This window comes from Bacillus sp. 491mf, assembly GCF_900112415.1.
Taxonomy (GTDB): domain Bacteria; phylum Bacillota; class Bacilli; order Bacillales; family Bacillaceae_G; genus Bacillus_A.
Window position 1 is genome coordinate 103,206 of the sequence record NZ_FOLV01000007.1, and the last position, 23,892, is coordinate 127,097.

A 23,892-nucleotide genomic window follows, 5' to 3' on the forward strand; every position below is an offset into this window, starting at 1 on the left:
ATATAAAGAGGCTGACCCAAAAGGCACATAAGTGCCTTTTGAGGTCAGCCTTTTTTTCGTTATCGACCGTTCTTTGCAATATATCGGTTCTTCGATATTCGACATCCAAGTGGTCAATTTGCTGAGCTGAATCATACCGAAAAGTGAAACCTTTGGGATAGTATCTTTTGTTTGGCTTCCATCAGTGGGGGAGGAAGCCGCTGATGGAGGTTTCACTTGATAAGCTGCGGAAGAACAGCTGATAGTTCTTGCTTGAGTCGTTTCGCAGATGCTGGATGTTTACCTGAAGTAGATATACTTACTATATACTCATGATTTCGAATAACTGCAGGTGTGTGAAAAGATGATTGTGTGCCGTCGCTTACGATGTTCACCCACTGAAAATCATGCGCTGCTTGTTTGACCTTCATATTTACATCGTGATGGTTTGTTGCGGCGTAAATGAGATGAGCATCTTTTATGTCTTCATCTGTAAATGTTTTTTGTTTCCATGTAATATAGGAGAGTTTCTGCATTTCCTCGCAAATTTCCGGACTCACAACGGTGACAATGGCTCCTGTATCCTGCAATCCACACGCTTTTCGGTATGCGATTTTACCGCCCCCGATAATGACAACACGCTTTCCTTGTAAGTTACAGACAAGGGGATATAAGTTACACATATACAGATTCCTCCATTCGTTCTAATAATGCGGACTTCATATAGGAATCAAATTGAAGGCAATTACATGTTGTAACGTTCGTATATGTATGTACACGGCGCTCAATTTTCCGAAGTAATAACCCGGTAAAGAGAAGGTATGGCATGACATATACGTGCTGAGCTGATGTTGCTGTGCGATTAAGTTCTTCGGTAAAAGAAGGTGTACCTTTTGTTAAAAAAGAGCAGGAAACTGGTATGCCAATTTTTCGTTCAACCGCTGCCCCGATTTCCTGCAATTCATGTATAGGCTGAGGATCACTACTACCTCGACCGACGAGTAGAATTTCGCTATCTTGTATGGGCATAGCTTGACGTATTCTTTTGATTACAAGTTCAATCATGAGCGGGTGTGTACTGAAAGGTGGTACAACTGAAAATGTAATATGCGGGTAGCGCTTTTTCATTTGCTCAATTTCGAAAGGAACGTCACGTTTATAATGAGCCGCTGCAAATAATAAGACAGGGACAAGTAAAATCTCGGTTGCTCCGTCTAAAATTGCTTCTGTAATTGCATCCTGAACAGTTGGTGTTGTAAGTTCAAGAAAGCCGATTTTTTGAATATCTTCACTTCGTTCTTTTATAACGGACTGGACAAAGTGGATGAATTGCTCATTGCCTTCTTGTAATCGACTTCCGTGCCCAATATAAACAATTCCTTTCATTGTGTCTTCACTTCTTTCTCATTAAAAATCGCTTGTAATTCAGAATCGATGTTTTGAAGTCCGATTTTATTTGCGTACTGTAAAGTTTGTTCATCTGTATACGAGAATGGTAAATTGACAATATGCATGAAACCAAGGCGTTTCACTTCTGCTATAAATGTATCAATTGCGGCGCGCCCTTCAAATACGATGCTATCCCATGTGAATTCAGAGAGCATACGTGTATGAATTTCATCAAAACGATGATCGATTTGATATTCATGTGTCATTATATAAGAACCAGCGCCGATTTTTTCTTGAATAACAGCAATTCGATTAATATTCCGTCCTAAATACACAGTAGGTTTTGTAGAAAAACTTGCTTGTTCACTGAAGAGTCCATATTTCATAAGGGCTTCCTCGGCAGCATGATTCATATGCTGGAGAACTCCTTGTAAGGAACGGATATCTTTCCGATGCTGTGCGCATGACTGTAATAAGATCGCTACGCTGTCGGCTGAACAGAAAACAAGACGCTTAGCATCAAATATTTCACGGAGTTGTTCCTGTGTTAACGTATAATCTCGTTTTTTGAAAGTTGGAATTTGATATGTTTCTGCTCCGGCTTCTTGTAATTGTTGCTCTGCTTTACTTGTTTTATTTGATGAAGAAGCAAGTAAAACTTTTTTTCCGTGTAATGGTTTACGTTCTTTCCAAGCGATTTGTTTTCGTAAGGATACGACATCCCCAACAATTGTCATGGAAGGGTTGGAAATGTGCTCTTTGTTGACGATATCAACAATTGTGGAGAGCGTACCTGTAACAACTCGCTGTCTTCCCGTTGTCCCCCACTCGATGACTGCTACTGGTGTATCTTTTTTTCTTCCGGTTTGCAGTAAGTTTTCGCAAATAGTCGGTAAATTTTTAATGCCCATGTAAAAGGCGACAGTATCACTATTTAAGAGTGAGTTGTAGTTGACGTGATCCTGAATCGGTCCCTTTGTATGACCGGTTAGTAATGTCACGCTATTACTGTAATCGCGATGGGTGAGAGGGATGCCGGCATACGCGCTAGCGGCGATGCTAGATGTAATACCTGGTACAATCTCATATGGAATATTTTCTGCTGCTAAAGCAGCCGCTTCTTCACCAACTCGGCCAAATATAGAGGGATCTCCGCCTTTTAAGCGAACAACGATCTTACCTTCTTTGGCAGATTGAAGTAAATGAGCGTTAATCATTTCTTGGCGCATAATATGATTGGTTGGCATTTTCCCGCAATAGACCAGTTCACATGTTGCCTTTGTATAGCGAAGTAAATTTTGATTCAACAAGCGGTCATATAAAACAATATCTGCTTTTTGTAAGCACTCGATTGCTTTTTTTGTAATAAGCCCTTCATCACCAGGTCCTGCACCAACTAAATATACGTATCCGTTCATCTCCACACCTCATCTGTTTTTACTGGAAAGGAAGCCGAGAAGAGGCTTCCTTGTATAAGTTACATGTATATATAAATATCGCCATCAATAATTTGTACTTCGTACGTTTGAATACAACCGTCATCAGGTTTTTGTACTTCACCTGTTCGTAATGAAATTTTCCAATCATGCAGCGGACAAAAGACAAATTCGCCTGAAACAATTCCTTCCGCTAGTGGTCCGTTTTTATGAGGACACCGATTTTCTACAGCGCGAATGTCGCCGTTTGCAAGGCGAAATAAGGCAATAGACAGATCCTTGATGCGTACTTCTTTACCGATTTGTACGGGAAGATCTACGGCAGACATAATTTTTATTTTTTCTTTCGTTTGTAACATATTAATCGCTCCTTACTTTACAATCTCTACTTCATACATCGTTTTTAATGATTGTGTTTCTAGTGCTTGTCCCCAAGCTTCTTCATAGGTATTCCGTGCTGCCTGGAAGCGTTCATTTAATATAGCGACCATGCTTTCATCTTGTAGTACTGCTTTTATTTGATCTAGGCCTATTCGTTCTACCCAAGGAGCTGTACGTTCGCCGTAAATACCAGTTTCACGGTAGTATTGTACGTACGCTGTGGCGATGCGAAGTACATCTTCTTCTGAAGGGACAATCATTACAAAGTCAGCTTCACGTACTTCTGTACCTCCGTTACCTCCAATATAAAGCTGGAAGCCATTTTCAACACAAACGACGCCGAAGTCTTTCGTTAATGCCTCTGCACAGTTACGCGGACAACCTGTTACACCCATTTTCATTTTATGCGGTGTATCTACCATTTCTAATGACTGCTCAAGCAACATGCCGAGTCCTAATGAATCCTTTGTACCGAAGCGGCAGAAGCGGGATCCGACGCATGATTTTACATTGCGAAGAGACTTCGAATAGGCGTAGCCAGAACTCATATCAAGATCAGCCCACACTTTTGGTAAATCTTCTTTTTTCACACCATATAAACCGATGCGGCTTGCGCCTGTTATTTTCACGAGCGGGACGTCGTATTTCTTCGCAACTTCTGCAATTTTCATTAAATCATCAGCTGTTGTAACGCCGCCGTACATACGTGGAATCACAGAAAATGTACCGTCATGTTGAATGTTTCCATTCATTCTTTCGTTAACGAAGCGGGATGCTTTATCATCAGCATACTCTTCTGGACAAATCATACGTAGATAGTAATTTAATGCAGGGCGACATTTTGAACAGCCTTCTTCGTGTGCGAAGCCAAGGACGTTTCGCACTTCTTTCGGAGACTTTAACCCTTTCTCATGAATTGCAGCTACTACTTCATCGCGAGATAATGTTGTGCACCCGCACATGCCTGTAATTTGGACGGAAGCATCGAAGTTATCTCCAAGTGTATGAGATAAAATTTGTTCCACAACTGGGCGACATTTCCCGCAAGACCCTGCTGCTTTTGTACATCCTTTTACTTCTTCGAATGTTGTTAAGTCTTGTTCTAAAATAGCGTGAACAATCGCTCCTTTTGTGACGCCGTTACATCCGCAAACAGTTTCATCAGCACTCATACTTGCAACGTCAAGTCCGCTATCTTCACCAGCTTTATGAAGAAGAGAAGCTGCTGTGTATTCTTGTATATCTTCTTCTTTTTTTAATATGTTAAAGAGACGTGTACCGTCAGTTGCATCGCCGTATAAAACAACACCAACGACCTTGTTGTCCTGGATGAGAACTTTTTTATAGGAACGTGTACATTCGTCAAAAATAGAGATTGCTTTTGCCTTATCATCTTCATAAATTTGACCAGCAGAGAACAAATCGCATCCTGCCACTTTCAATTGTGTACCGACGATGCTGCCGGTATATCCGTTTGTTTGTGTATTTGTAATGTGTTTTGCTAATACAGCACCTTGCTCATAGAGCGGTGCAACAAGGCCGTAAGCAATCCCGTCGTGCTCGGCACATTCACCAACTGCATAGATCGAAGGATCATTTGTCAGCATATAGTCATTAATGACAATCCCGCGGTTTACAATTAAACCAGCGTCTTTTGCTAATTGTGTATTTGGGCGTATTCCAACAGCCATGACGATTAAATCGCATTCTACAATATCGCCATCTGCAAATTGAATGCCTTCAACGTGGTTTGTGCCAAGAATTTTTACTGTTTTCTTTTCCATAAGGAACTTCATACCTTGTGATTCTAAATCTTCGCGTAGTAGTGAAGCTGCTTTCGTATCGAGTTGTTGCTCCATTAAGTGTGAGGTTAAATGAACAACGTGTACATCCATTCCTAAATCAATAAGTCCTCGAGCGGCTTCTAAACCAAGTAATCCACCGCCGATGACGACTGCTTTTTTATATTGCTTAGCCGTATCGATCATAAATTGTGTATCTTCAATTGTGCGAAAACCTGTTACACCAGGAAGATTTGCACCTTCTACAGGTAAAATAAATGCGCTGGATCCTGTTGCGATAATAAGTTTATCGTACGTAACAAGACGATTATTGTCTGTAACAATGACTTGTTCTTCCCGATCAATTTTCAGCACTTTTTCATTTGTATACAATGTAATATCATTTTCTTCGTACCAACTATATTCGTTCATAACGATATCTTGCATGTTTGTCTTTCCTTGTAGGACGTGGGAGAGCATAATGCGATTGTAGTTTGGATGCGGCTCATCTCCAAAAATGGTAATTTCATATAAGGTATCGTTTTGTTTTAAAATTTCCTCAATGCAGCGTATCCCGGCCATACCATTCCCGATCATGACTAAACGTGTTTTCATATTCATTTCCCTTCTTTTGTGTGAAATGTTTAACAAACTTTTATACTTGTATTATAAAAGTTTTGGAAAATAAGGAGATGTGATATTTATCACATCTTTGAAGGATTCATAAATTATTCAAATTTGTACAGATCTTTTTGAAGATAAGTTGTCATTGCTTGTTCTAAAGTAAGATAGAGGCTCGTATATATATAGTACAAACTTAGATTTTTTAGGAGGAAAGCGTATGCCTAAATCGACTTTCAAATGGATTGTTTGTGCTACATTAAGTACAGTTTTATTAACAGGGTGCGGTTTGTTTAATAAGGAAAAAGCAACAGAGCAAATTGATCCGCCTAAGAAAGTAACATATACGGATGGTGAGAAGAAGGAAACTGCAAAACAAGGGGAAACAAAAAAATTAGATCTATATCTTGTAGATAAAAATGGTTATGTTGTGCCGCAAACGGTGCAGTTACCTGTTCCGAAAGATAACGCGGTGATTAAGCAGTCATTACAATATTTAGTGAAAGAAGGACCAGTAACGAATGTATTGCCAAATGGATTTCAAGCTGTGCTCCCAGCGGATACAGAAGTGAAAATTGATTTGCAAAAGGATGGAACTGCAGTTGTTGATTTTTCAAAAGAACTGAAAAACTATAAAAAAGAAGAAGAGCGTCGTATTGTAGAAGCGGTTACTTGGACATTAACACAGTTTAAAGAAGTAAAGAATGTGAAGTTCAGCATGAATGGGCAAGATTTAACGAAAATGCCTGTTGCTGGAACACCGATTGGTAATGGGTTCAGCCGAGCGAATGGTATTAACTTTGATGATGAACAAGTTGCGGATCTTGCAAATACAAAACCAATTACGCTGTATTTCTTAGCGCAAAATAATAAGCAAACGTATTATGTGCCAGTAACACGCCGCGTTGCTGAAGGGAAAGAAAATGAAACTGCGACAATTGTGAAAGAGCTTGTGAAAGGACCGTCGCAAAAGTCGGCGTTAACATATGACTTTAATCCAGATGTGAGGCTGATCAATGAGCCAAAACTTGAAAAAGGGACAGTGACATTGAACTTTAATGAAAATATTTATGCGGATAAAAATAAAAGTAAGATTTCTAACTATGTATTGCAGTCGCTTGTGTTATCTTTAACTGAAAAACAAGACGTGAAAAATGTGTCCATTCAAGTGAATGGAAAGGCAAATCTTGTTACAGAAAAAGGCGATAAATTAATAAAACCGATTGATCGTCCACAAAACGTGAATACAGGTAGTTTTTAAACAGAAATAATTTGATATACTGAATAGAGGAAGAGAAGGGGAATACAATTAATTCCCCTTCTTTTAATGCGATACATAACATGAATTTTTAATGGGCTATACTAACAAGTAGTAGTTACAAGGGGGTTATTTTTATGCGAGTAGATGGTAGACAAGCATCAGAGCTGCGCCGTATACATATTCATACGAATTATTTGAAACATCCAGAAGGATCGGTACTAATTGAAGTTGGTGATACAAAGGTGATTTGTACAGCGACGATTGAAGATCGAGTTCCTCCATTTATGAGAGGGGAAGGAAAAGGATGGGTTACCGCAGAGTATTCCATGATTCCTCGTGCAACAGAACAACGTACGATCCGTGAATCAAGTAAAGGAAAAGTAACAGGGCGTACAATGGAAATTCAACGTTTAATTGGACGAGCATTACGTGCTGTTGTTGACTTAGAAGCACTTGGTGAAAAAACAATTTGGATTGACTGTGATGTTATTCAAGCTGATGGTGGAACGAGAACAGCTTCGATTACCGGTGCGTATGTAGCGATGGTGTTAGCATTTGAGAAGCTTGTGGAAGCAGGAAAAGTATCGAAAATTCCAGTGAAAGATTTCTTGGCGGCAACGTCTGTTGGAGTCGTTGATGAGCATGGTATTGTATTAGATTTAAATTATGCAGAAGATTCTAAGGCGAATGTTGACATGAATGTCATTATGACAGGAAAAGGACACTTTGTTGAAGTGCAAGGCACAGGAGAAGAAGCGACATTTAGCCGCGGCGAATTGAACGAGTTACTTGATGTAGCGGAACATGGGATTCTGCAGCTTGTTGAAATCCAAAAAGAAGCATTAGGTGATATTGTAACTCATATGGAATAGAGGTGGAAATATGAAACAAGTTGTCGTAGCAACAAAGAATGCTGGCAAAGTACGTGAATTTGCGGAGCTATTTGAAAAGTTTGATTTAGAAGTAAAGTCACTTTATGATTTTCCTCATATTGAAGAAGTAGAGGAAACGGGTGAAACGTTTGAAGAAAACGCCATTTTAAAAGCGGAACATCTATGTAAACAGCTAGGTGAAATTGTAATTGCTGATGATTCTGGTTTAATTGTAGATGCATTGCAGGGGAAACCAGGAGTACACTCTGCTCGTTATGCAGGTGAACAAAAGGACGACCAAGCTAACATTCAAAAAGTGTTAGACGGACTAGAGAATATTTCGATGGAGAAACGTACAGCACGTTTTTACTGCGCATTAGCCGTTGCTTTCCCGCAAGAAGATAAAGAACCATTGCTTGTAAATGGTACGTGTGAAGGAAAGATTTTGCAGCAGCAGCGCGGGGAAAATGGATTTGGATACGACCCTATTTTTTATGTAGAAGAATACAAAAGCGCAATGGCGGAATTGTCATCGGATGAGAAAAATAAAATTAGTCACCGCGGACGTGCGCTTCGTAAATTAGAAGAAAAAATTCCAGTCTGGTTTTTAGGAGAAGAATAAGGGAGCGAAACCGATGAAGGCGTTAATTGTGAGCGACAGTCACAGTTCTGTGAAAGAGCTAAAGCAATTAAAGGAGCAGTACGAGGGAAACGTAGATGTGATGATTCATTGCGGTGACTCGGAATTAACATCTCAGCATTCTGAACTAGAAGGGTTTCATGTAGTGAAAGGAAACTGTGATTTTACGGGATCCTTTCCAAATGATATCATCACAGAAGTGCAAAATACACGTTTTCTCGTCACACATGGACATTTATACAATATTAAAATGACGCTGCAAACACTTTTATATCGCGCGAAAGAAGCTGAGGCTAATGTCGTATGCTTCGGTCATTCGCATATATTAGGAGCAGAAATCTTAGACGATATTTTGTTTATCAATCCAGGAAGCATTCTCTTGCCGCGCTCGCGCAGAGAAAAAACATTTGCCTTACTTGAAATAGAAGAGGGTATCATGGACGTTCGTTTTCTTACTTTAGAAGGAACAATCGTAGCACAAAAAACATTTAAAATAGGGTGAAAAATTCTTCACCCTATTTTTTAAAAAATGGTGTTGACTTTCGTTGGTATCGATAATATAATGAATAATGTCGATGAGGCAATTAGAAAAAATCATATGACGCGGGTGTAGTTTAGTGGTAAAACAAGAGCCTTCCAAGCTCTGGTCGAGAGTTCGATTCTCTTCACCCGCTCCATGTCCCAGTAGCTCAGCAGGATAGAGCAACGGCCTTCAAGAATAGGAGCCTTTATAGGGAAACAAGAACCTATAAAGTGGACGACACTATATCGGTGAAGCCTTAACAGTACGGCTGATGGTAATACCGAGGAAACTTACGATCTTCTAAAGAAGATTGAGGAGTCTTGAATGATCAAGGAATCACCTTGATGGTAAAAACTCTAAAGTATGATGAAAATCATCGTGAGGTTCCGTAGAGACTACACGTGTCGCACCTGAAATGGTGAAGATATAGTCCAGACTACAAACAGTATTTGCTGGTAGCGAAAGCTATAGTGGTAAGCTAAGCCGTCGGTCGGGAGTTCGAATCTCTCCTGGGACGCTACAGAGAAGTGCATGAGTGCACTTCTTTTTTTTTACCCCTTACATCGTTTAGATAAATGGTGTAAGGGGTTTTTGTTTTGCTCAAAAGAAATACAGGAACATATAATCTGTAACCTGCTTTAACTTTTGACTAATGTTAAAGCAGGATATTTGAAAAAGGGATAGAATATTTAAATGAAAAATTTTGTGGTTTACAAGGTAATCATTTTTTGTTAGAAAATCTAAATAGTCAAAGAGAGCGGTGGAATAAAAATATGCTAGGCAACTACGGTGGAATGTTAATAGAGCATACAGATTTATTCTTAGTATATTGTCCTAGATGTAATGGTTGTGGGAGGGTTTTTACTCCTGATAACGCAAAGGGAAAAGGTGAGCCTAGATATATAGGTCATGAATTGAAACGGTTTTTATGTAGTAAATGTGGATTAACAAAAGACATTCATCCTAAAAGAAGATGGGATAATTCATGGGCATTTAATCATGAATTATTTAATGCCAAACATGGTGTTGATTGGTACTTTGGTTTACCTTTATATTTGCAAAAGGAATGTTGTGGTCATAAGCTTTGGTTCTTTAATCTTGAACATCTTCATCGTGTAGAAGATTATGTTCAGCAACGCTTAAGGCCATTTAGACCATATTATTTAAGTGTCGAAAGTAGACTTCCAAAATGGATAAAACTTTCAAAGAATAGAAATGAAATTCTTAAGACAATAGAAAAGTTGAAGTGTACGATTTAATTTGGATTGTGAGGAGAGGTTTAAAGATCTTGTTATACAACTCGGAGCTTGGGGGTATGAAAAAGACACGAGTTATAAAACTTTCTAGGTTCAGAATGAAAAAAGGAAAGCGTCGAAAAGACTGCTTTCCTTTTTTGTAGTTCTACATTAATTGTTAATAAACTTCTCAAACGCAAATCCAAAATCTTTTACATTGTATTGTTTCTTCGTATCAACAAGCCAGTTGAATGCAATTTGATTAATTTCTTTAAACTGTGCTGCAAGATCTACTTCGGCATTTCTTACATTACCTAATGTAGAAGATGCCATTTCTAGGCTTTTATGTGCGTATTGCGTTGCGATGTCGTTTTCATGAGTAATTTCAGCAATTTTTAGAAGGGCTTTATATAAATCTTTCACTTCTTCAATATGTTTTTTATGTATATCAATGGAGTAATGTTCTCCGCCCATAGTAAATTTAATTTCAATATCTAAATCGACAGTTCCAGCCGTTTCAAGCAGGACGTTAGAGATTTTATGAGTGTTGTAATTGTAGCGGCGAAGTGTACGTTTCTTGCTTACCGCACTCGTGCCGTCAACGTGAATAAGAGCAGTATTTGTAAAGCAATACTCGTCTGTTTTCGATTTGATTAAAAAATAAATTTTTTCATTTTCTTCATGCATGACATAATCATCAGCATCTACTTTATCGTAATCAGCAGGGGTAATAACGGATCCAATATCACTTAAGCCAAGCATATCAGCTGCGACTTTTTTGAACATAGTGAATCATCCTTTCGTTATTGTTTTCAGAATCATCGCAATAATATTATATCACTTGTGCAGAAAGAAATGTTAAGTATAAGCAGGAAGAAACGAACAGAGGAATGAAATTTTATAGTGGTAATTCCATTTGAGAAAATCTATATAGGTGGTGTAATTGTGTATCATCATACAAAAACAAAAGGAGATTTAGGAGTTTTAAAAGCACAGGTTGATTTATGCGAAAAAGGTTATATGATACTTGTTCCTCATACAGAGCATGCTCCTTTTGACCTTGTAGCTTATAAAGATGGTGGTTTTAAACGGATTCAAGTGAAATATAGAGAATTGAATGATAAAGGAATTCTTGAAATAAGGTTTCGTTCTAGTTATTCAACTGGGAAAGGGACAACTATGAAAAATATAGATAAAGAAGAAATTGATGTTTATTGTGTGTATTGTCCTCAAACTGATTTATGTTATTACTTTGATCCTAAAGTCTTTCGTAAATCGATTAGCTTAAGAGTTAAAGATCCGAAAAATTATCAAGAAAAGAATATAAATTTTGCAGATGAATATAGAGAAATTCCATAAAACTACCCCAGTGTATGCACAAGGAGGTAGTTTTTATTTTGAGAAATCTTACAATTCTGTAAGGTACATGTAAGGTAGTTCGATGGTAACTATTTTTAAACATTTTATAATAAAGGTAACAAAGACGAAGCGAGGAGGAAAAATAATGAAAGGATTAGCGGTAACAGCTTTAACAATTGCTTTTGGGGTTGTTGCATATGACAAACTAGCTGACATGATCGAAGTTGTAAAACAGTTAATGGCATAAATAAAGATTTAAGGGGAAAGAGAATGGAATGGCTATTAGGAATGATTGGAGTTTGTAGTGTAATCTTATTATTCATGCTTCCAGGCGGATTGTTAAGTTCAAGTGTAACTATACTTTTCGTCTGTTCAATAATCTGCACAATTATCATTATTATGTTGTTGATAAAGCGCAGTAAGGTTATGCTCTTTTTTGGAGTCATTGTGATGACGTTTATTGTTATTCAAATTATAACCCTCTTTATATATCCTACTATTATAGAAGCTTTCCAGTAGACTCTCCGCATCGGTAGCAGAGGGTTTTTGTTTTATATATAAAATTTCTACTTTCGTATTTTCCCCCTGATATATTCGATTTTTATATAGAAGAAATTGATGTTTTCTCAATAAAAACGAACAGATTCCAATTATTGTGTTCGGAACTGTCATTTGTTATATTAACTTTAAAGTGTATTGAAAATCTAAAAAAAGAGGCGAGCGTATGGATAAAAAAGAAAGTACGGTCGTATTGTTTCCGCAATTGTCAGCGCGATATACCGATGAAGGATTTATTGCATTGCGTGAGCGTCGGTTTGAAGATGCGTTAAAAAACTTCGAAATGTTGCGCCAATACGGAGCACAGACAGAACAATCAGAATTAGCTTCAGTTATTTGCTTGCTAGAATTAAAGGAAATGGAAGAAGCGAAAGAACGATGTGAGAAATTACTTGAAACAGGGGAGTTCTTATTTCAAGATATTCTCGAAACGTACATTACGATTTTAGTGCAGACAAATGATTACGAAGGTATTATTGAAACGGTGCAGTCTGTTTTACAAACGAAAGAAGTAACAGTAGAGCAAAAGGAAAAGTTAGCACAACTTGCCTTGTTTGCAAAGAGTATGCTTGAGAGTGAAGAAGCAGTAGTAGAAATAGATGGCGGTTTATCTTTTGATGAACCTGCGTTTGCGGATGCTTTACTGACGGGTGACTACGGGGAGCAACTGCGCGCGGTGAATCGTCTTGCGACTAAACATGTCGAAAAGGCGCTGCCGACGTTACGTACATTTTTATTAGATGAAACGAAACACCCGTATATTAAAACTTCTATCTTATATGTATTAATGGATTTCGGAATACAAGAAAAGGTAGATATAGAAAAGTTTGGTGAGACAATAACGGTTATACCGGCTAATTTGGCTTATAATCAATACGATACAGAAAAAGTGTTACATATATTGTCTGAACGATTAGAGCATGATAATCCGTCGATGTATGGGGCAATTATTACATATTGGAAAGAAATGCAGACAAGTCTCTTCCCGTTTCCTCTATTAACAGATAAAGATGAATTATGGGCAGCTGTTTTAGAGAGAGTTGGAAGGAAACGTTTTGGAATGCCAATCGATGAAGAGAAGCTTCTTCAGGAGTATGGTATTACACTGGAAGAATATCATATTGCATATCAGTGGTTTTTACGTATTGAGAAAGAAGGGTTTATGCCAGTATAATGAAAAAGAATGTTTCAGTTATTGAAACGAGAGTATTCTATGTTATAATGTAAGGGTTGCAAAAGGCTTAAGTCTGCCTTTTTATAAGAGAACCGAAACACATATTCTCTTACTTATATGTTTCATACTATTCTCGAACAAAATATACCGTATTTGTCTTTTCGACAAATAGTAGATTGAGAAGTATATGTCCAAAGCTTTTCGTGATGGATAGAAGGCTGAATTTATCAGTTTGCGTTTGTTGTTTCTTTATAAGGAATGATAAAGGCCTCGATCTCTAGAGGTATGTGCATACATTATTATAGTTGGAGGGAAAGAATAAATGGCTGCAAAATGGGAAAAATTAGAAGGAAACGTTGGCGTTTTAACAATCGAAGTTGATGCGAAAGAAGTAAACAACTCTTTAGACGCTGCGTTCAAGAAAGTAGTAAAAACAATTAACGTACCGGGCTTCCGTAAAGGAAAAATGCCTCGTCCTCTATTCGAACAACGTTTCGGTGTAGAGTCTTTATACCAAGATGCTTTAGATATCATCTTACCAAAAGCATACGGAGAAGCAATCGATGAAACTGGTATCTTCCCAGTTGCTCATCCTGAAATCGACATCGAGAAATTCGAAAAAAGCCAAAACTTAATTTTCACTGCAAAAGTTACTGTAAAACCTGAAGTGAAATTAGGCGAATACAAAGGCTTAACAGTAGAGAAAACAGATGCTACTGTAACTGACGAAGATGTTGAGAACGAATTAAAATCTTTACAAGAGCGTCAAGCTGAGCTTGTAGTAAAAGAAGATGGCACTGTAGAAGACGGTGATACAGCTGTAATCGACTTCGAAGGTTTCGTTGATGGCGAAGCATTCGAAGGTGGAAAAGGCGAAAACTACTCTTTAGCAATCGGTTCTGGCACATTCATCCCAGGCTTTGAAGAGCAATTAGTTGGTCTAAAAGCTGGCGAACAAAAAGAAGTAGAAGTATCATTCCCAGAAGAATACCATGCAGCTGAACTAGCTGGTAAGCCAGCGACATTTAAAGTAACAGTTCATGAAATTAAAGTGAAAGAACTTCCTGCTTTAGATGATGAGTTCGCAAAAGATGCAAACGAAGAAGTTGCAACTCTTGATGAGTTAAAAGCAAAAATTCGTGAAAACTTAGAAGCGAGCAAAAAGCAAGAAGCTGAGCACAAAGTTCGTGACGAAGTAGTAGAAAAAGCTTCTGCAAATGCAGAAATCGATATTCCAGAAGCTATGATCGAAACTGAGTTAGATCGTATGGTTCGTGAATTCGAGCAACGCTTAAGCTACCAAGGTATGAACTTAGAGCTTTACTACCAATTCACAGGTACTGATGAAGAGAAATTAAAAGGACAAATGAAGGAAGACGCTGCAAAACGCGTAACAACTAACCTTGTTCTTGAAGAAATCATCAAAGCTGAAAACATCGAAGCAACAGAAGAAGAAGTAAATGCAGAAGTTGAAAAGATGGCTGAAATGTACAGCATGCCAGTAGACGCTGTGAAACAAGCTCTTGGTAACGTTGAAGGTGTAAAAGAAGAACTTCAAGTTCGTAAAGCAGTAGATTTCTTAGTAGAAAACAGCAAGACTGCATAATAAAATAACAAGGCGCGACATTGCTCGTGCCTTGTTTTATAAATATAAATATATTTGTAAAACATTTTGTTATGAAGAAGGAAATGATTCTTTAAGAGTCGAATATACATATTTCAAAAGTTTTAAAAATTATTTGTACATAACTAACCATATTATTTGTATTTCTCGCCACGTAGTGACATAATATGTATTTACATACGATACATTTATCGTGTACATACGAAGGCAAGGTTTTAGCACTTTGTAAGGGGTGTGAAAATATGTTTAAATTTAATGATGAAAAAGGACAATTAAAATGTTCCTTCTGTGGTAAAACACAAACGCAAGTTCGAAAACTTGTGGCAGGTCCTGGGGTTTACATTTGTGATGAATGTATTGAGCTTTGCACAGAAATCGTGCAAGAGGAGCTTGCAAAAGACGAAGAAGTAGAATTCAAAGATGTACCGAAGCCGGTAGAAATTCGTGAAATTTTGGATGAATATGTAATCGGACAAGATCAAGCGAAGAAAGCATTAGCGGTAGCGGTATATAATCATTACAAGCGCATTAATTCTAGCAGCAAAATTGATGATGTAGAATTAGCGAAAAGTAATATTTCTTTAATTGGGCCAACTGGTAGTGGTAAAACATTATTGGCTCAAACGTTAGCACGTATTTTAAATGTTCCATTTGCAATTGCTGATGCAACATCTTTAACGGAAGCTGGATATGTAGGGGAAGATGTAGAAAACATCTTATTAAAACTTATTCAAGCGGCTGATTATGATGTAGAGAAAGCAGAAAAAGGAATCATTTATATTGACGAGATTGATAAAGTGGCTCGTAAGTCAGAAAATCCGTCAATTACGCGTGACGTATCTGGTGAGGGTGTGCAACAGGCGCTTCTTAAAATTTTAGAAGGAACTGTAGCGAGCGTTCCGCCTCAAGGTGGTCGTAAGCATCCGCATCAAGAGTTTATTCAAATTGATACAACAAACATTTTATTCATTTGCGGCGGTGCATTTGATGGTATTGAACCAATCATTAAACGCCGTCTTGGTGAAAAAGTGATTGGCTTCGGTTCTGAGAAGAAAAATGCTGATGTAACAGAAAAGCATGTTTTATCGCATGTATTGCCAGAAGATTTATTAAAATTTGGATTAATTCCAGAATTTATTGGTCGTCTTCCAGTTATTGCGAACTTAGAACCGCTTGATGAAGGTGCTCTTGTTGACATCTTAACAAAGCCGAAGAATGCACTTGTGAAGCAGTTCCAAAAATTATTGGAGCTTGATGATGTTGAATTAGAGTTTGAAGAAGATGCTCTTGTTGAAATTGCTAAAAAAGCAATTGAACGTAAAACAGGTGCACGTGGACTTCGTTCTATCATTGAAGGTTTAATGCTAGATGTGATGTTCGAACTTCCATCTCGTAAAGACATTGAAAAATGTGTAATTTCAAAAGAAACAGTAACAGAAAATGCAACGCCAAAATTAGTGTTGCAAGATGGTACTGTGCTTGAGCAAGATACAAAAACATCTGCATAAAGTGTTTTGAATAATGGGGGGCTTTGGCCCCCATTATTTATGAAGTGGAATATAAACGATAGAAACAGCAATTATATAATTGCTGTTTCTTCTTATGTTTAGCGTGTTTCCTCCCAGGGGATACTGAAGAGTAAAACATAGCGGGAGGAAATGAATATGAGCTGGACAAATATTTTTTTAATCGTTCAACTAGTCTTTGGTGTAATTGTCGGATTATATTTTTGGCATTTACTTCGAAACCAGCGTACGCAAAAAGTTTCAATCGATAGAGAATCAAAGAAAGAGCTGGAGCAACTTCGGAAAATGCGGGAAATTTCTTTAACAGAACCGCTTGCTGAAAAGGTTCGTCCGGCGTCATTTGCCGATATTGTTGGACAAGAAGATGGTATTAAATCATTAAAGGCAGCTTTATGCGGACCAAATCCACAGCATGTCATCATATATGGACCGCCAGGAGTTGGGAAAACAGCAGCGGCTCGTCTCGTACTAGAAGAAGCAAAGAGAAATACGAAATCTCCGTTTCGCCTGAATGCAACATTTATTGAACTTGATGCTACAACAGCTCGGTTTGATGAACGGGGGATTGCTGATCCGTTAATTGGTTCTGTTCATGACCCAATTTATCAAGGGGCCGGTGCGATGGGACAAGCGGGTATTCCTCAACCGAAAAAAGGAGCGGTCACAGATGCGCATGGAGGTATTTTATTTATTGATGAGATTGGAGAACTTCATCCAATTCAAATGAATAAAATGTTAAAAGTGCTGGAGGATCGCAAAGTGTTTTTGGAAAGTGCCTATTATAGTGAGGAAAATTCTTTTATTCCAACGTATATACACGATATTTTCCAAAAGGGATTACCGGCTGATTTTCGTCTTGTTGGCGCAACAACACGTTCACCGGAGGAAATTCCTCCAGCGATTCGCTCACGTTGTTTAGAAGTCTTCTTTCGTGAATTAGATACAGAAGAGATTGAAGAGGTAGCTAGAAATGCTGCTGAAAAAGTAGGCATGGAGATAGGGAAACAGGGCGTAGAAATGATTGGCATGTACGCACGAAATGGAAGAGAATCCATTAACCTTGTACAAATCTCTGCTGGAATGGCAATTAACGAAGGACGCTCTTCCATAAAGGATGAAGATATTGAATGGGTGATTCATTCAAGTCAATTGACGCCTAAATACGAAAAACATATATATCCAATTCCGAGAATTGGTCTTGTAAATGGTTTGGCTGTATATGGGCCGAATACAGGAGCGTTGCTCGAAATTGAAGTAACAGCAATTCCAGCAAAAGAAAAAGGGTCTGTAGTGGTAACAGGGATTGTTGAAGAGGAAAGTATCGGTAATCAATCAAAATCGATTCGTCGTAAAAGTATGGCGAAAGGTTCTGTTGATAATGTTGTAACTGTCCTTCGTTCCCTTGATTTATTACCAGAAGGATATGATATACATATTAACTTTCCTGGTGGTGTTCCAATTGACGGTCCATCTGCCGGCATTGCGATTGCAACAGGTGTGTATTCTGCAGTTCATCGCATGTATGTCAATAATGAAGTAGCGATGACCGGTGAAATTAGTATTCACGGGGAAGTAAAACCAGTCGGCGGCGTTTATGCGAAAATAAAAGCAGCAAAAAAGGCTGGGGCAAAGAAAGTGCTCATTCCCGCAGAAAATATGCAGCCTATTCTTTATACAATTAAAGGTATTGAAATTGTACCTGTACGAAAATTAAAAGAAGTATTTGCATTAGCATGTATACAAGAGAAAATAGAGCGAACAGGCGATACGTTACTCTCTTTCGAGGAAGACGATGCACAATCGATTTGAAGAAAAGTGTTAGCAAATCAACCGGGGCAGTTCTCGTTAAAAAGAAAGTTAAATTACTTGAATATGTTAGACTTCGCTAAAGTCATTATATGCTTAAGCGAAGTCCTTTTTCTTGAACAGAAGTAGCGTATTGAGTCTCAGCGATTGCATAAGGCTTTATTGTAATATAAAATAGGGAAACAAAGATATTTATGGAGGTGCTATGTCTAATATGAATGCGAACGAAAGAATTGTGCCCCTCCTACCATTAAGAGGCGTTCTCGTATATCCGACGATGGTTCTGCATCTTGATGTAGGACGTGATAAATCGATCAAAGCGCTTGAGCAGGCGGCTATGGATGAAAATATGATTTTTTTAGCGATGCAAAAAGACGTGAATATCGATGATCCGAAAGAAGATGATGTTTATAAAGTAGGTACGTTAGCAAAAGTGAAGCAAATGCTTAAATTGCCAAATGGGACGATGCGTATCCTTGTTGAAGGTTTACATAGAGTAGAGATGACAGAGTTCATTGAAGAAAATGATGTAATTACAGCTAATGTCCACATGTTAATTGAAGAAGAAGACGGCGATTTAGAAGAAAAAGCGCTTATGCGTACATTAATTGAGTATTTTGAGCAATATATTAAGCTGTCCAAAAAAATTTCAGGTGAAACATTTGCGACAGTTGTTGATATTGAGGAACCAGGTCGATTAGCTGATCTCGTATCATCTCATTTGCCGCTCAAAACGAAGCAAAAGCAACAAATTTTAGAAATCACTGCAGCGAAAGAACGATTACATACACTTATTTCTTTTATTCAAGATGAAAAAGAGTTGTTAAACTTAGAAAAGAAAATTGGTCAACAAGTGAAACGTTCTATGGAGCGTACACAAAAAGAGTACTTCTTACGTGAACAAATGAAAGCTATTCAAAAAGAGCTTGGTGATAAAGAAGGAAAAGGCGGCGAAGTAGAAGAGCTTCGCGAAAAGATTGAAGAATCAGGAATGCCAGAAGAAACGATGAAGGCGGCATTAAAAGAGCTGGATCGTTATGAGAAATTGCCGGCAAGTTCAGCGGAGAGCGGTGTTATTCGCAATTATATTGATTGGTTATTATCTCTTCCTTGGACGGAGGCAACGGAAGATCGTATCGATCTTGCGCGTGCTGAACATATTTTAAATGAAGATCATTATGGGCTTGAAAAAGTGAAAGAACGTGTGCTTGAATATTTAGCAGTGCAAAAGCTTACTAATTCGTTAAAAGGACCTATTCTTTGTTTAGTTGGTCCTCCTGGGGTTGGGAAAACATCGTTAGCTCGTTCAATTGCGACATCAGTGAATCGTAATTTTGTTCGTGTATCGCTTGGCGGTGTACGTGATGAATCGGAAATTCGTGGTCATCGTCGTACGTATGTCGGTGCGATGCCAGGTCGTATTATTCAAGGGATGAAAAAGGCAAAAACAATTAATCCTGTCTTTTTATTAGATGAGATTGATAAAATGTCCAATGATTTCCGCGGTGATCCTTCAGCGGCATTGTTAGAGGTATTAGATCCAGAACAAAATCATAATTTTAGTGATCATTACATTGAAGAGCCGTATGATTTATCAAAAGTGATGTTTGTTGCAACTGCTAATACGCTTGCAAGCATTCCAGGTCCGCTTCTTGACCGCATGGAAGTTATTTCTATTGCTGGTTATACAGAACTTGAAAAAGTACATATTGCCCGTGAACATTTATTGTCGAAGCAACTGAAGGAACATGGGTTGAAAAAAGGGAATTTACAAGTGCGCGATGAAGCGCTTCTTGAAATCATCCGTTACTATACGCGTGAAGCGGGTGTTCGTACGTTAGAACGTCAGCTTGCGAAGCTTTGCCGAAAAGCGGCGAAAATTATTGTAACAGAAGAACGTAAGCGCGTCGTTGTAACGGAGAAGAATATTACTGAATTACTTGGAAAACGTATATTCCGTTATGGTCAAGCAGAAACGAAAGATCAAGTAGGGATGGCAACAGGTTTAGCGTATACAGCAGCTGGTGGAGATACGCTGGCGATTGAAGTATCTGTATCCCCGGGTAAAGGGAAATTGATTTTAACGGGAAAACTTGGTGATGTAATGAAAGAATCTGCACAAGCGGCATTTAGTTACATTCGTTCTCGTGCGGAAGAATTACATATTGATCCTGACTTCCATGAAAAACATGATATTCATATTCATGTTCCTGAAGGGGCTGTGCCAAAAGACGGACCTTCAGCTGGGATTACGATGGCAACGGCTCTTATTTCAGCATTAACAGGTATTCCTGTTAGTAAAGAAGTGGGAATGACAGGTGAAATTACACTTCGTGGCCGCGTGTTACCGATTGGTGGATTGAAAGAAAAAACGTTGAGTGCACATCGTGCAGGTTTAAAGAAAATTATTTTACCGGCAGAAAATGAAAGAGATTTAGAAGATATTCCAGAAAGCGTAAAGGAAAACCTTACGTTTGTGCCAGTCTCTCATTTAGATGAGGTACTAGAGCATGCATTAGTAGGAGTGAAAAAATGAAAGTAACAAAAGCTGACATTGTCATTAGCGCAGTCAAACCAGAACAATATCCTGAGAGCGATTTACCAGAAATCGCATTAGCGGGTCGTTCAAATGTAGGAAAATCATCCTTTATTAATAAAATTTTAAATCGAAAAAAATTAGTGCGTATTTCTTCTAAACCAGGAAAAACGCAAACGCTAAACTTCTTCATCATTAATGATATGATGCATTTTGTGGATGTACCAGGTTATGGTTACGCGAAAGTATCAAAATCAGAACGAGCAGCATGGGGCAAAATGATTGAAACGTATTTCACAACGAGAGAGCAGCTAAACGCAGCTGTGCTTGTTATTGATTTACGTCATAAGCCGACGAACGACGATGTGATGATGTATGATTTCTTAAAACATTATGAAATTCCAACAATCATTATTGCAACAAAAGCTGATAAAATTCCAAAAGGAAAATGGCAAAAGCATTTAAAAGTTGTGAAAGAAACGCTTGATGTAGAACCAGGAGATGAAGTTGTACTATTCTCTTCAGAAACAGGTCTTGGGAAAGAAGAAGCGTGGAAAGCGATTCATAAGTTTACAAAGACAAAAAACGTGTGACGATTGTCACACGTTTTTTTATGATCATTTGGTATAATCATACATATTTTTCTCCGATTGAAAGAAGCTAATGAAAGATTGTTTTTAGCATAGATGGAATAGTTTCCATCACTTGATTCCGATAATTTTTTTTGGTAACGTACAGATAGAGTTGTTATATTATAATTATTATAAAGTGGTTTTTTTTGGAAGAGGTTAGTTAAGCGTGGAAACGAAAATCAGTTTCCTTTATGAAAACTTTTCCTCACTTTTCATTCTTTACTTATCGCGGGAGATGGCTTATTGTCAGATAAGTAAGGAAAAAAAGCAACGGTGTTCACATGATTGTCAGATTTATAAGAAGAAAGTTGTATTATGATAGTAGATAAGATGAAAAAACGGTTGAAGGGGGACATGCTGCGTGCATATTCTTGTTGTTGGTGTTAACTATCGAACAGCCCCTGTAGAAATTCGTGAGAAACTAACGTTCCAGGCAGCAGAATTAGAGGAAGCAATGACAACGTTGCAAAAGCAAAAAAGTGTATTAGAAAATGTCATTGTATCAACGTGCAATCGAACGGAAATCTATGCTGTAGTAGACCAGTTACACACAGGACGCTATTATATTAAGAAATTTATGGCTGATTGGTTTCAGCTTGAAATAGACGAAATTGCACCGTATCTATCTCTATATGAACAGGATGGTGCTACAGATCATTTATTCCGCGTAACATGTGGATTAGATTCAATGGTAGTTGGAGAAACGCAAATTTTAGGTCAAATTCGGAATAGCTTCTTACTTGCACAAGAAATAAAAACGACAGGAACGATCTTTAATGAATTGTTTAAACAAGTCGTTACATTAGCGAAACGTGCGCATTCAGAAACGACAATTGGTGGCAATGCAATGTCGGTAAGTTATGCAGCTGTTGAACTTGGAAAGAAGATTTTTGGTGATTTGAAAGATTGCCATGTTCTTATTCTTGGTGCGGGAAAAATGGGCGAATTAGCACTACAGAATTTGTACGGGAGCGGTGCTCATAAAGTAACTGTTATGAATCGTACGTTTGCAAAAGCAGAAACGATGGCAGAAAAATATATGGGGCTTGCAATGCCGGTGAATCAGTTGCAATGCGCACTGTTAGAAGCTGATATTGTCATTAGCTCAACGGGGTCGACTGAATATGTGATTACGAAAGAAATGATGTCCAAAGTAGAACGCATGCGTTCTGGTCGTCCGCTCTTTATGGTAGATATTGCAGTGCCTCGTGATATTGATCCAGCAATTGATAGGTTAGAAAGTGTTTTCTTATATGATATTGATGATTTACAAGGTGTTGTGGAAGCGAATCGTGCTGAGCGATTAAAAGAAGCTGAGAAAATTCAAATTATGATTGAAGAAGAAATGAGTCTATTTAAATCATGGTTGAATACGCTTGGTGTTGTCCCGTTAATTTCGGAGCTTCGTGATAAAGCGTTAGCGATTCAAAGTGAAACAATGCAGAGTATTGAACGGAAAATTCCAACGTTAACAGAGCGTGAACGGAAAGTGATTAGTAAGCATACGAAAAGTATTATTAATCAATTATTAAAAGATCCGATTTTAATTGCGAAAGAGTTAGCGGCTGAAGAAAATGCGAAGGAAAAACTTGCTCTATTTGCGAAAATTTTCGATTTAAATACGAAAGAAGTAGTGGAAGAGAGCGAAGTAGAATGGAAACAAACAGAGAAGTGGACAGTATCCGCTCCATCTTTGTAATGGAAAGGATAAATGGATGGGTGTTTTAAACAATAGCATTATTTATCATATTGCCATTATTTTATATGCTTGTAGCGTTAGTTTGTATTTCATAGATTATTTTCAAAGTAACCGAAGGGCGAACAAGATTGCCTTTTGGTTACTTTCTGTTGTATGGGTACTCTATTCAATATTTATGTTACTTCGGGCAACAGAAGCGGAAATTAATCCAATTTTAACGTTATTATCGGGTATTTATTTTTATGTATGGCTATTAATTACATTATCATTAATGATTAACCGATTCATGCGCATTGACTTTTTAGTCTTTTTCACAAATATGATTGCGTTTGGTGTAAGCGCTTTTTCTATTTTTACGCCGCTTGGAAAAATGTCGCCGGTATTAGCAAATCAATTAGTATCGGAGCTTGTTTATGTACATATTGGTATGGCGATTATTTCCTATGCAACATTTACAGTTTCTTTTATTTTTTCCATTATGTATTTAATTCAATATCGTTTATTAAAGCAAAAAAAATGGAATGCAAGGTTAAGGCGTTTAGGAAATTTACCGAAGCTGGACTCTATGTCATATGGTTTAAATTTATTTTCTGTACCTTTCTTTTTATTAGCCATTTTGCTTGGGTGTCTATGGGGATATACAAAGTTAGATAATTTCCATTGGTATGACGCGAAGGTAATCGGATCTTTCATCGTCTTATTTGTATACTGTTCAGGTATTTATTTACGCGGATCAGATACATTACAGGGAAAGAGAATTGCGAGCTGGAATATTGGAGCATTTCTTATTATGTTAATTAATATTTTCTTATTTAGTAGTTTATCGAACTTCCATTTTTGGTACTTATAAGAGGAGAGAA

General features: G+C 37.8%; 21 protein-coding genes and 1 tRNA gene. 16 read left to right on the forward strand and 6 right to left on the reverse strand.

From position 1 onward, the window contains the following. Positions 1–212: 212 nt before the first annotated feature. The 5 genes from BM211_RS09640 to nirB are packed head-to-tail and all read right to left on the reverse strand — an operon-like array spanning position 213 to position 5,581. Positions 213–662, reverse strand: coding sequence for a precorrin-2 dehydrogenase (locus tag BM211_RS09640; RefSeq protein ID WP_035431612.1), 450 nt, complete (start codon positions 660–662; stop codon positions 213–215). Then, the gene (locus BM211_RS09645; protein WP_035431610.1) at positions 655–1,365 is read right to left on the reverse strand and encodes a sirohydrochlorin chelatase; all 711 of its coding nucleotides are present in this window, start codon (positions 1,363–1,365) and stop codon (positions 655–657) included. Before BM211_RS09645 ends, BM211_RS09640 begins: the two co-directional genes overlap by 8 nt. Continuing rightward, complete coding sequence (locus BM211_RS09650; RefSeq protein WP_090996677.1) at positions 1,362–2,786, reverse strand: uroporphyrin-III C-methyltransferase; 1,425 nt, start codon at positions 2,784–2,786, stop codon at positions 1,362–1,364. The genes BM211_RS09645 and BM211_RS09650 overlap by 4 nt, the downstream gene beginning before the upstream one ends. A 59-nt stretch (positions 2,787–2,845) precedes the next feature. After that, a complete protein-coding gene (nirD, locus tag BM211_RS09655) occupies positions 2,846–3,163 on the reverse strand; it encodes a nitrite reductase small subunit NirD (RefSeq protein ID WP_035431605.1) in 318 nt (105 codons plus the stop codon). A gap of 12 nt (positions 3,164–3,175) precedes the next feature. Beyond that, positions 3,176–5,581 (reverse strand): nitrite reductase large subunit NirB, encoded by a 2,406-nt coding sequence (gene nirB / locus BM211_RS09660; RefSeq protein WP_090996680.1) that lies wholly within the window; start codon positions 5,579–5,581, stop codon positions 3,176–3,178. A 226-nt stretch (positions 5,582–5,807) separates the two neighbouring features. On the opposite strand from nirB, the gene BM211_RS09665 reads away from it, so the two are divergent. The 6 genes from BM211_RS09665 to BM211_RS09690 all read left to right on the forward strand — a co-directional run bounded on the left by BM211_RS09665 (position 5,808) and on the right by BM211_RS09690 (position 10,142). After that, a complete protein-coding gene (locus BM211_RS09665; RefSeq protein WP_090996683.1) occupies positions 5,808–6,848 on the forward strand; it encodes a GerMN domain-containing protein in 1,041 nt (346 codons plus the stop codon). A 134-nt stretch (positions 6,849–6,982) separates the two neighbouring features. After that, on the forward strand, positions 6,983–7,720 hold the full coding sequence (gene rph, locus BM211_RS09670; RefSeq protein WP_035431599.1) for a ribonuclease PH: 738 nt from the start codon (positions 6,983–6,985) through the stop codon (positions 7,718–7,720). 10 nt (positions 7,721–7,730) lie between these two features. Next, on the forward strand, positions 7,731–8,342 hold the full coding sequence (locus BM211_RS09675; protein ID WP_035431597.1) for an XTP/dITP diphosphatase: 612 nt from the start codon (positions 7,731–7,733) through the stop codon (positions 8,340–8,342). Between the two features lie 13 nt (positions 8,343–8,355). Further along, positions 8,356–8,862: a metallophosphoesterase gene (locus BM211_RS09680; protein WP_035431594.1), complete on the forward strand. Its 507-nt coding sequence runs from the start codon at positions 8,356–8,358 to the stop codon at positions 8,860–8,862. A 101-nt stretch (positions 8,863–8,963) separates the two neighbouring features. Beyond that, positions 8,964–9,037 (forward strand) — tRNA-Gly (locus tag BM211_RS09685). 574 nt (positions 9,038–9,611) lie between these two features. Next, the gene (locus tag BM211_RS09690) at positions 9,612–10,142 is read left to right on the forward strand and encodes a hypothetical protein (RefSeq protein ID WP_256217059.1); all 531 of its coding nucleotides are present in this window, start codon (positions 9,612–9,614) and stop codon (positions 10,140–10,142) included. A gap of 147 nt (positions 10,143–10,289) precedes the next feature. Here the strand turns inward: BM211_RS09690 and BM211_RS09695 are convergent, their stop codons facing one another. Then, entirely contained in the window at positions 10,290–10,904 is a 615-nt protein-coding gene (locus BM211_RS09695; RefSeq protein ID WP_035431587.1) for a PH domain-containing protein, read from the reverse strand. Positions 10,905–11,063: 159 nt separating this feature from the next. Here BM211_RS09695 and BM211_RS09700 point away from each other — a divergent pair, with 159 nt between their 5' ends. From BM211_RS09700 to BM211_RS09745, 10 genes are all read left to right on the forward strand, one after another. After that, positions 11,064–11,477 (forward strand): group I intron-associated PD-(D/E)XK endonuclease, encoded by a 414-nt coding sequence (locus tag BM211_RS09700; RefSeq protein ID WP_090996689.1) that lies wholly within the window; start codon positions 11,064–11,066, stop codon positions 11,475–11,477. A 270-nt stretch (positions 11,478–11,747) separates the two neighbouring features. Beyond that, positions 11,748–11,996, forward strand: coding sequence for a hypothetical protein (locus tag BM211_RS09705; RefSeq protein WP_035431584.1), 249 nt, complete (start codon positions 11,748–11,750; stop codon positions 11,994–11,996). Positions 11,997–12,201: 205 nt separating this feature from the next. Beyond that, entirely contained in the window at positions 12,202–13,209 is a 1,008-nt protein-coding gene (locus BM211_RS09710; RefSeq protein ID WP_035431582.1) for a hypothetical protein, read from the forward strand. Positions 13,210–13,531: 322 nt separating this feature from the next. After that, a complete protein-coding gene (gene tig, locus BM211_RS09715) occupies positions 13,532–14,815 on the forward strand; it encodes a trigger factor (RefSeq protein ID WP_035431580.1) in 1,284 nt (427 codons plus the stop codon). A 260-nt stretch (positions 14,816–15,075) separates the two neighbouring features. Then, on the forward strand, positions 15,076–16,341 hold the full coding sequence (gene clpX / locus BM211_RS09720; RefSeq protein ID WP_035431578.1) for an ATP-dependent protease ATP-binding subunit ClpX: 1,266 nt from the start codon (positions 15,076–15,078) through the stop codon (positions 16,339–16,341). A 156-nt stretch (positions 16,342–16,497) separates the two neighbouring features. Continuing rightward, positions 16,498–18,168, forward strand: a complete 1,671-nt coding sequence (lonB, locus tag BM211_RS09725; RefSeq protein ID WP_035431576.1) for an ATP-dependent protease LonB — start codon at positions 16,498–16,500, stop codon at positions 18,166–18,168. A gap of 202 nt (positions 18,169–18,370) precedes the next feature. Beyond that, the gene (gene lon / locus BM211_RS09730) at positions 18,371–20,701 is read left to right on the forward strand and encodes an endopeptidase La (protein WP_035431574.1); all 2,331 of its coding nucleotides are present in this window, start codon (positions 18,371–18,373) and stop codon (positions 20,699–20,701) included. Then, a complete protein-coding gene (ysxC, locus tag BM211_RS09735) occupies positions 20,698–21,294 on the forward strand; it encodes a ribosome biogenesis GTP-binding protein YsxC (protein ID WP_035431572.1) in 597 nt (198 codons plus the stop codon). The genes lon and ysxC overlap by 4 nt, the downstream gene beginning before the upstream one ends. Before the next feature lie 400 nt (positions 21,295–21,694). After that, on the forward strand, positions 21,695–23,032 hold the full coding sequence (hemA, locus tag BM211_RS09740) for a glutamyl-tRNA reductase (RefSeq protein ID WP_035431571.1): 1,338 nt from the start codon (positions 21,695–21,697) through the stop codon (positions 23,030–23,032). Positions 23,033–23,048: 16 nt separating this feature from the next. Further along, positions 23,049–23,882, forward strand: a complete 834-nt coding sequence (locus tag BM211_RS09745) for a cytochrome c biogenesis protein (protein ID WP_035431570.1) — start codon at positions 23,049–23,051, stop codon at positions 23,880–23,882. Positions 23,883–23,892 lie beyond the last annotated feature (10 nt).

Bases quoted from the DNA above. Each gene is read 5' to 3' on its own strand.
- BM211_RS09640 (WP_035431612.1), bottom strand. From the start codon at position 662: ATGTGTAACTTATATCCCCTTGTCTGTAACTTACAAGGAAAGCGTGTT.
- BM211_RS09645 (WP_035431610.1), bottom strand. From the start codon at position 1,365: ATGAAAGGAATTGTTTATATTGGGCACGGAAGTCGATTACAAGAAGGC.
- BM211_RS09650 (WP_090996677.1), bottom strand. From the start codon at position 2,786: ATGAACGGATACGTATATTTAGTTGGTGCAGGACCTGGTGATGAAGGG.
- nirD (WP_035431605.1), bottom strand. From the start codon at position 3,163: ATGTTACAAACGAAAGAAAAAATAAAAATTATGTCTGCCGTAGATCTT.
- nirB (WP_090996680.1), bottom strand. From the start codon at position 5,581: ATGAAAACACGTTTAGTCATGATCGGGAATGGTATGGCCGGGATACGC.
- BM211_RS09665 (WP_090996683.1), top strand. From the start codon at position 5,808: ATGCCTAAATCGACTTTCAAATGGATTGTTTGTGCTACATTAAGTACA.
- rph (WP_035431599.1), top strand. From the start codon at position 6,983: ATGCGAGTAGATGGTAGACAAGCATCAGAGCTGCGCCGTATACATATT.
- BM211_RS09675 (WP_035431597.1), top strand. From the start codon at position 7,731: ATGAAACAAGTTGTCGTAGCAACAAAGAATGCTGGCAAAGTACGTGAA.
- BM211_RS09680 (WP_035431594.1), top strand. From the start codon at position 8,356: ATGAAGGCGTTAATTGTGAGCGACAGTCACAGTTCTGTGAAAGAGCTA.
- BM211_RS09695 (WP_035431587.1), bottom strand. From the start codon at position 10,904: ATGTTCAAAAAAGTCGCAGCTGATATGCTTGGCTTAAGTGATATTGGA.
- BM211_RS09705 (WP_035431584.1), top strand. From the start codon at position 11,748: ATGGAATGGCTATTAGGAATGATTGGAGTTTGTAGTGTAATCTTATTA.
- BM211_RS09710 (WP_035431582.1), top strand. From the start codon at position 12,202: ATGGATAAAAAAGAAAGTACGGTCGTATTGTTTCCGCAATTGTCAGCG.
- tig (WP_035431580.1), top strand. From the start codon at position 13,532: ATGGCTGCAAAATGGGAAAAATTAGAAGGAAACGTTGGCGTTTTAACA.
- clpX (WP_035431578.1), top strand. From the start codon at position 15,076: ATGTTTAAATTTAATGATGAAAAAGGACAATTAAAATGTTCCTTCTGT.
- lonB (WP_035431576.1), top strand. From the start codon at position 16,498: ATGAGCTGGACAAATATTTTTTTAATCGTTCAACTAGTCTTTGGTGTA.
- lon (WP_035431574.1), top strand. From the start codon at position 18,371: ATGTCTAATATGAATGCGAACGAAAGAATTGTGCCCCTCCTACCATTA.
- ysxC (WP_035431572.1), top strand. From the start codon at position 20,698: ATGAAAGTAACAAAAGCTGACATTGTCATTAGCGCAGTCAAACCAGAA.
- BM211_RS09745 (WP_035431570.1), top strand. From the start codon at position 23,049: ATGGGTGTTTTAAACAATAGCATTATTTATCATATTGCCATTATTTTA.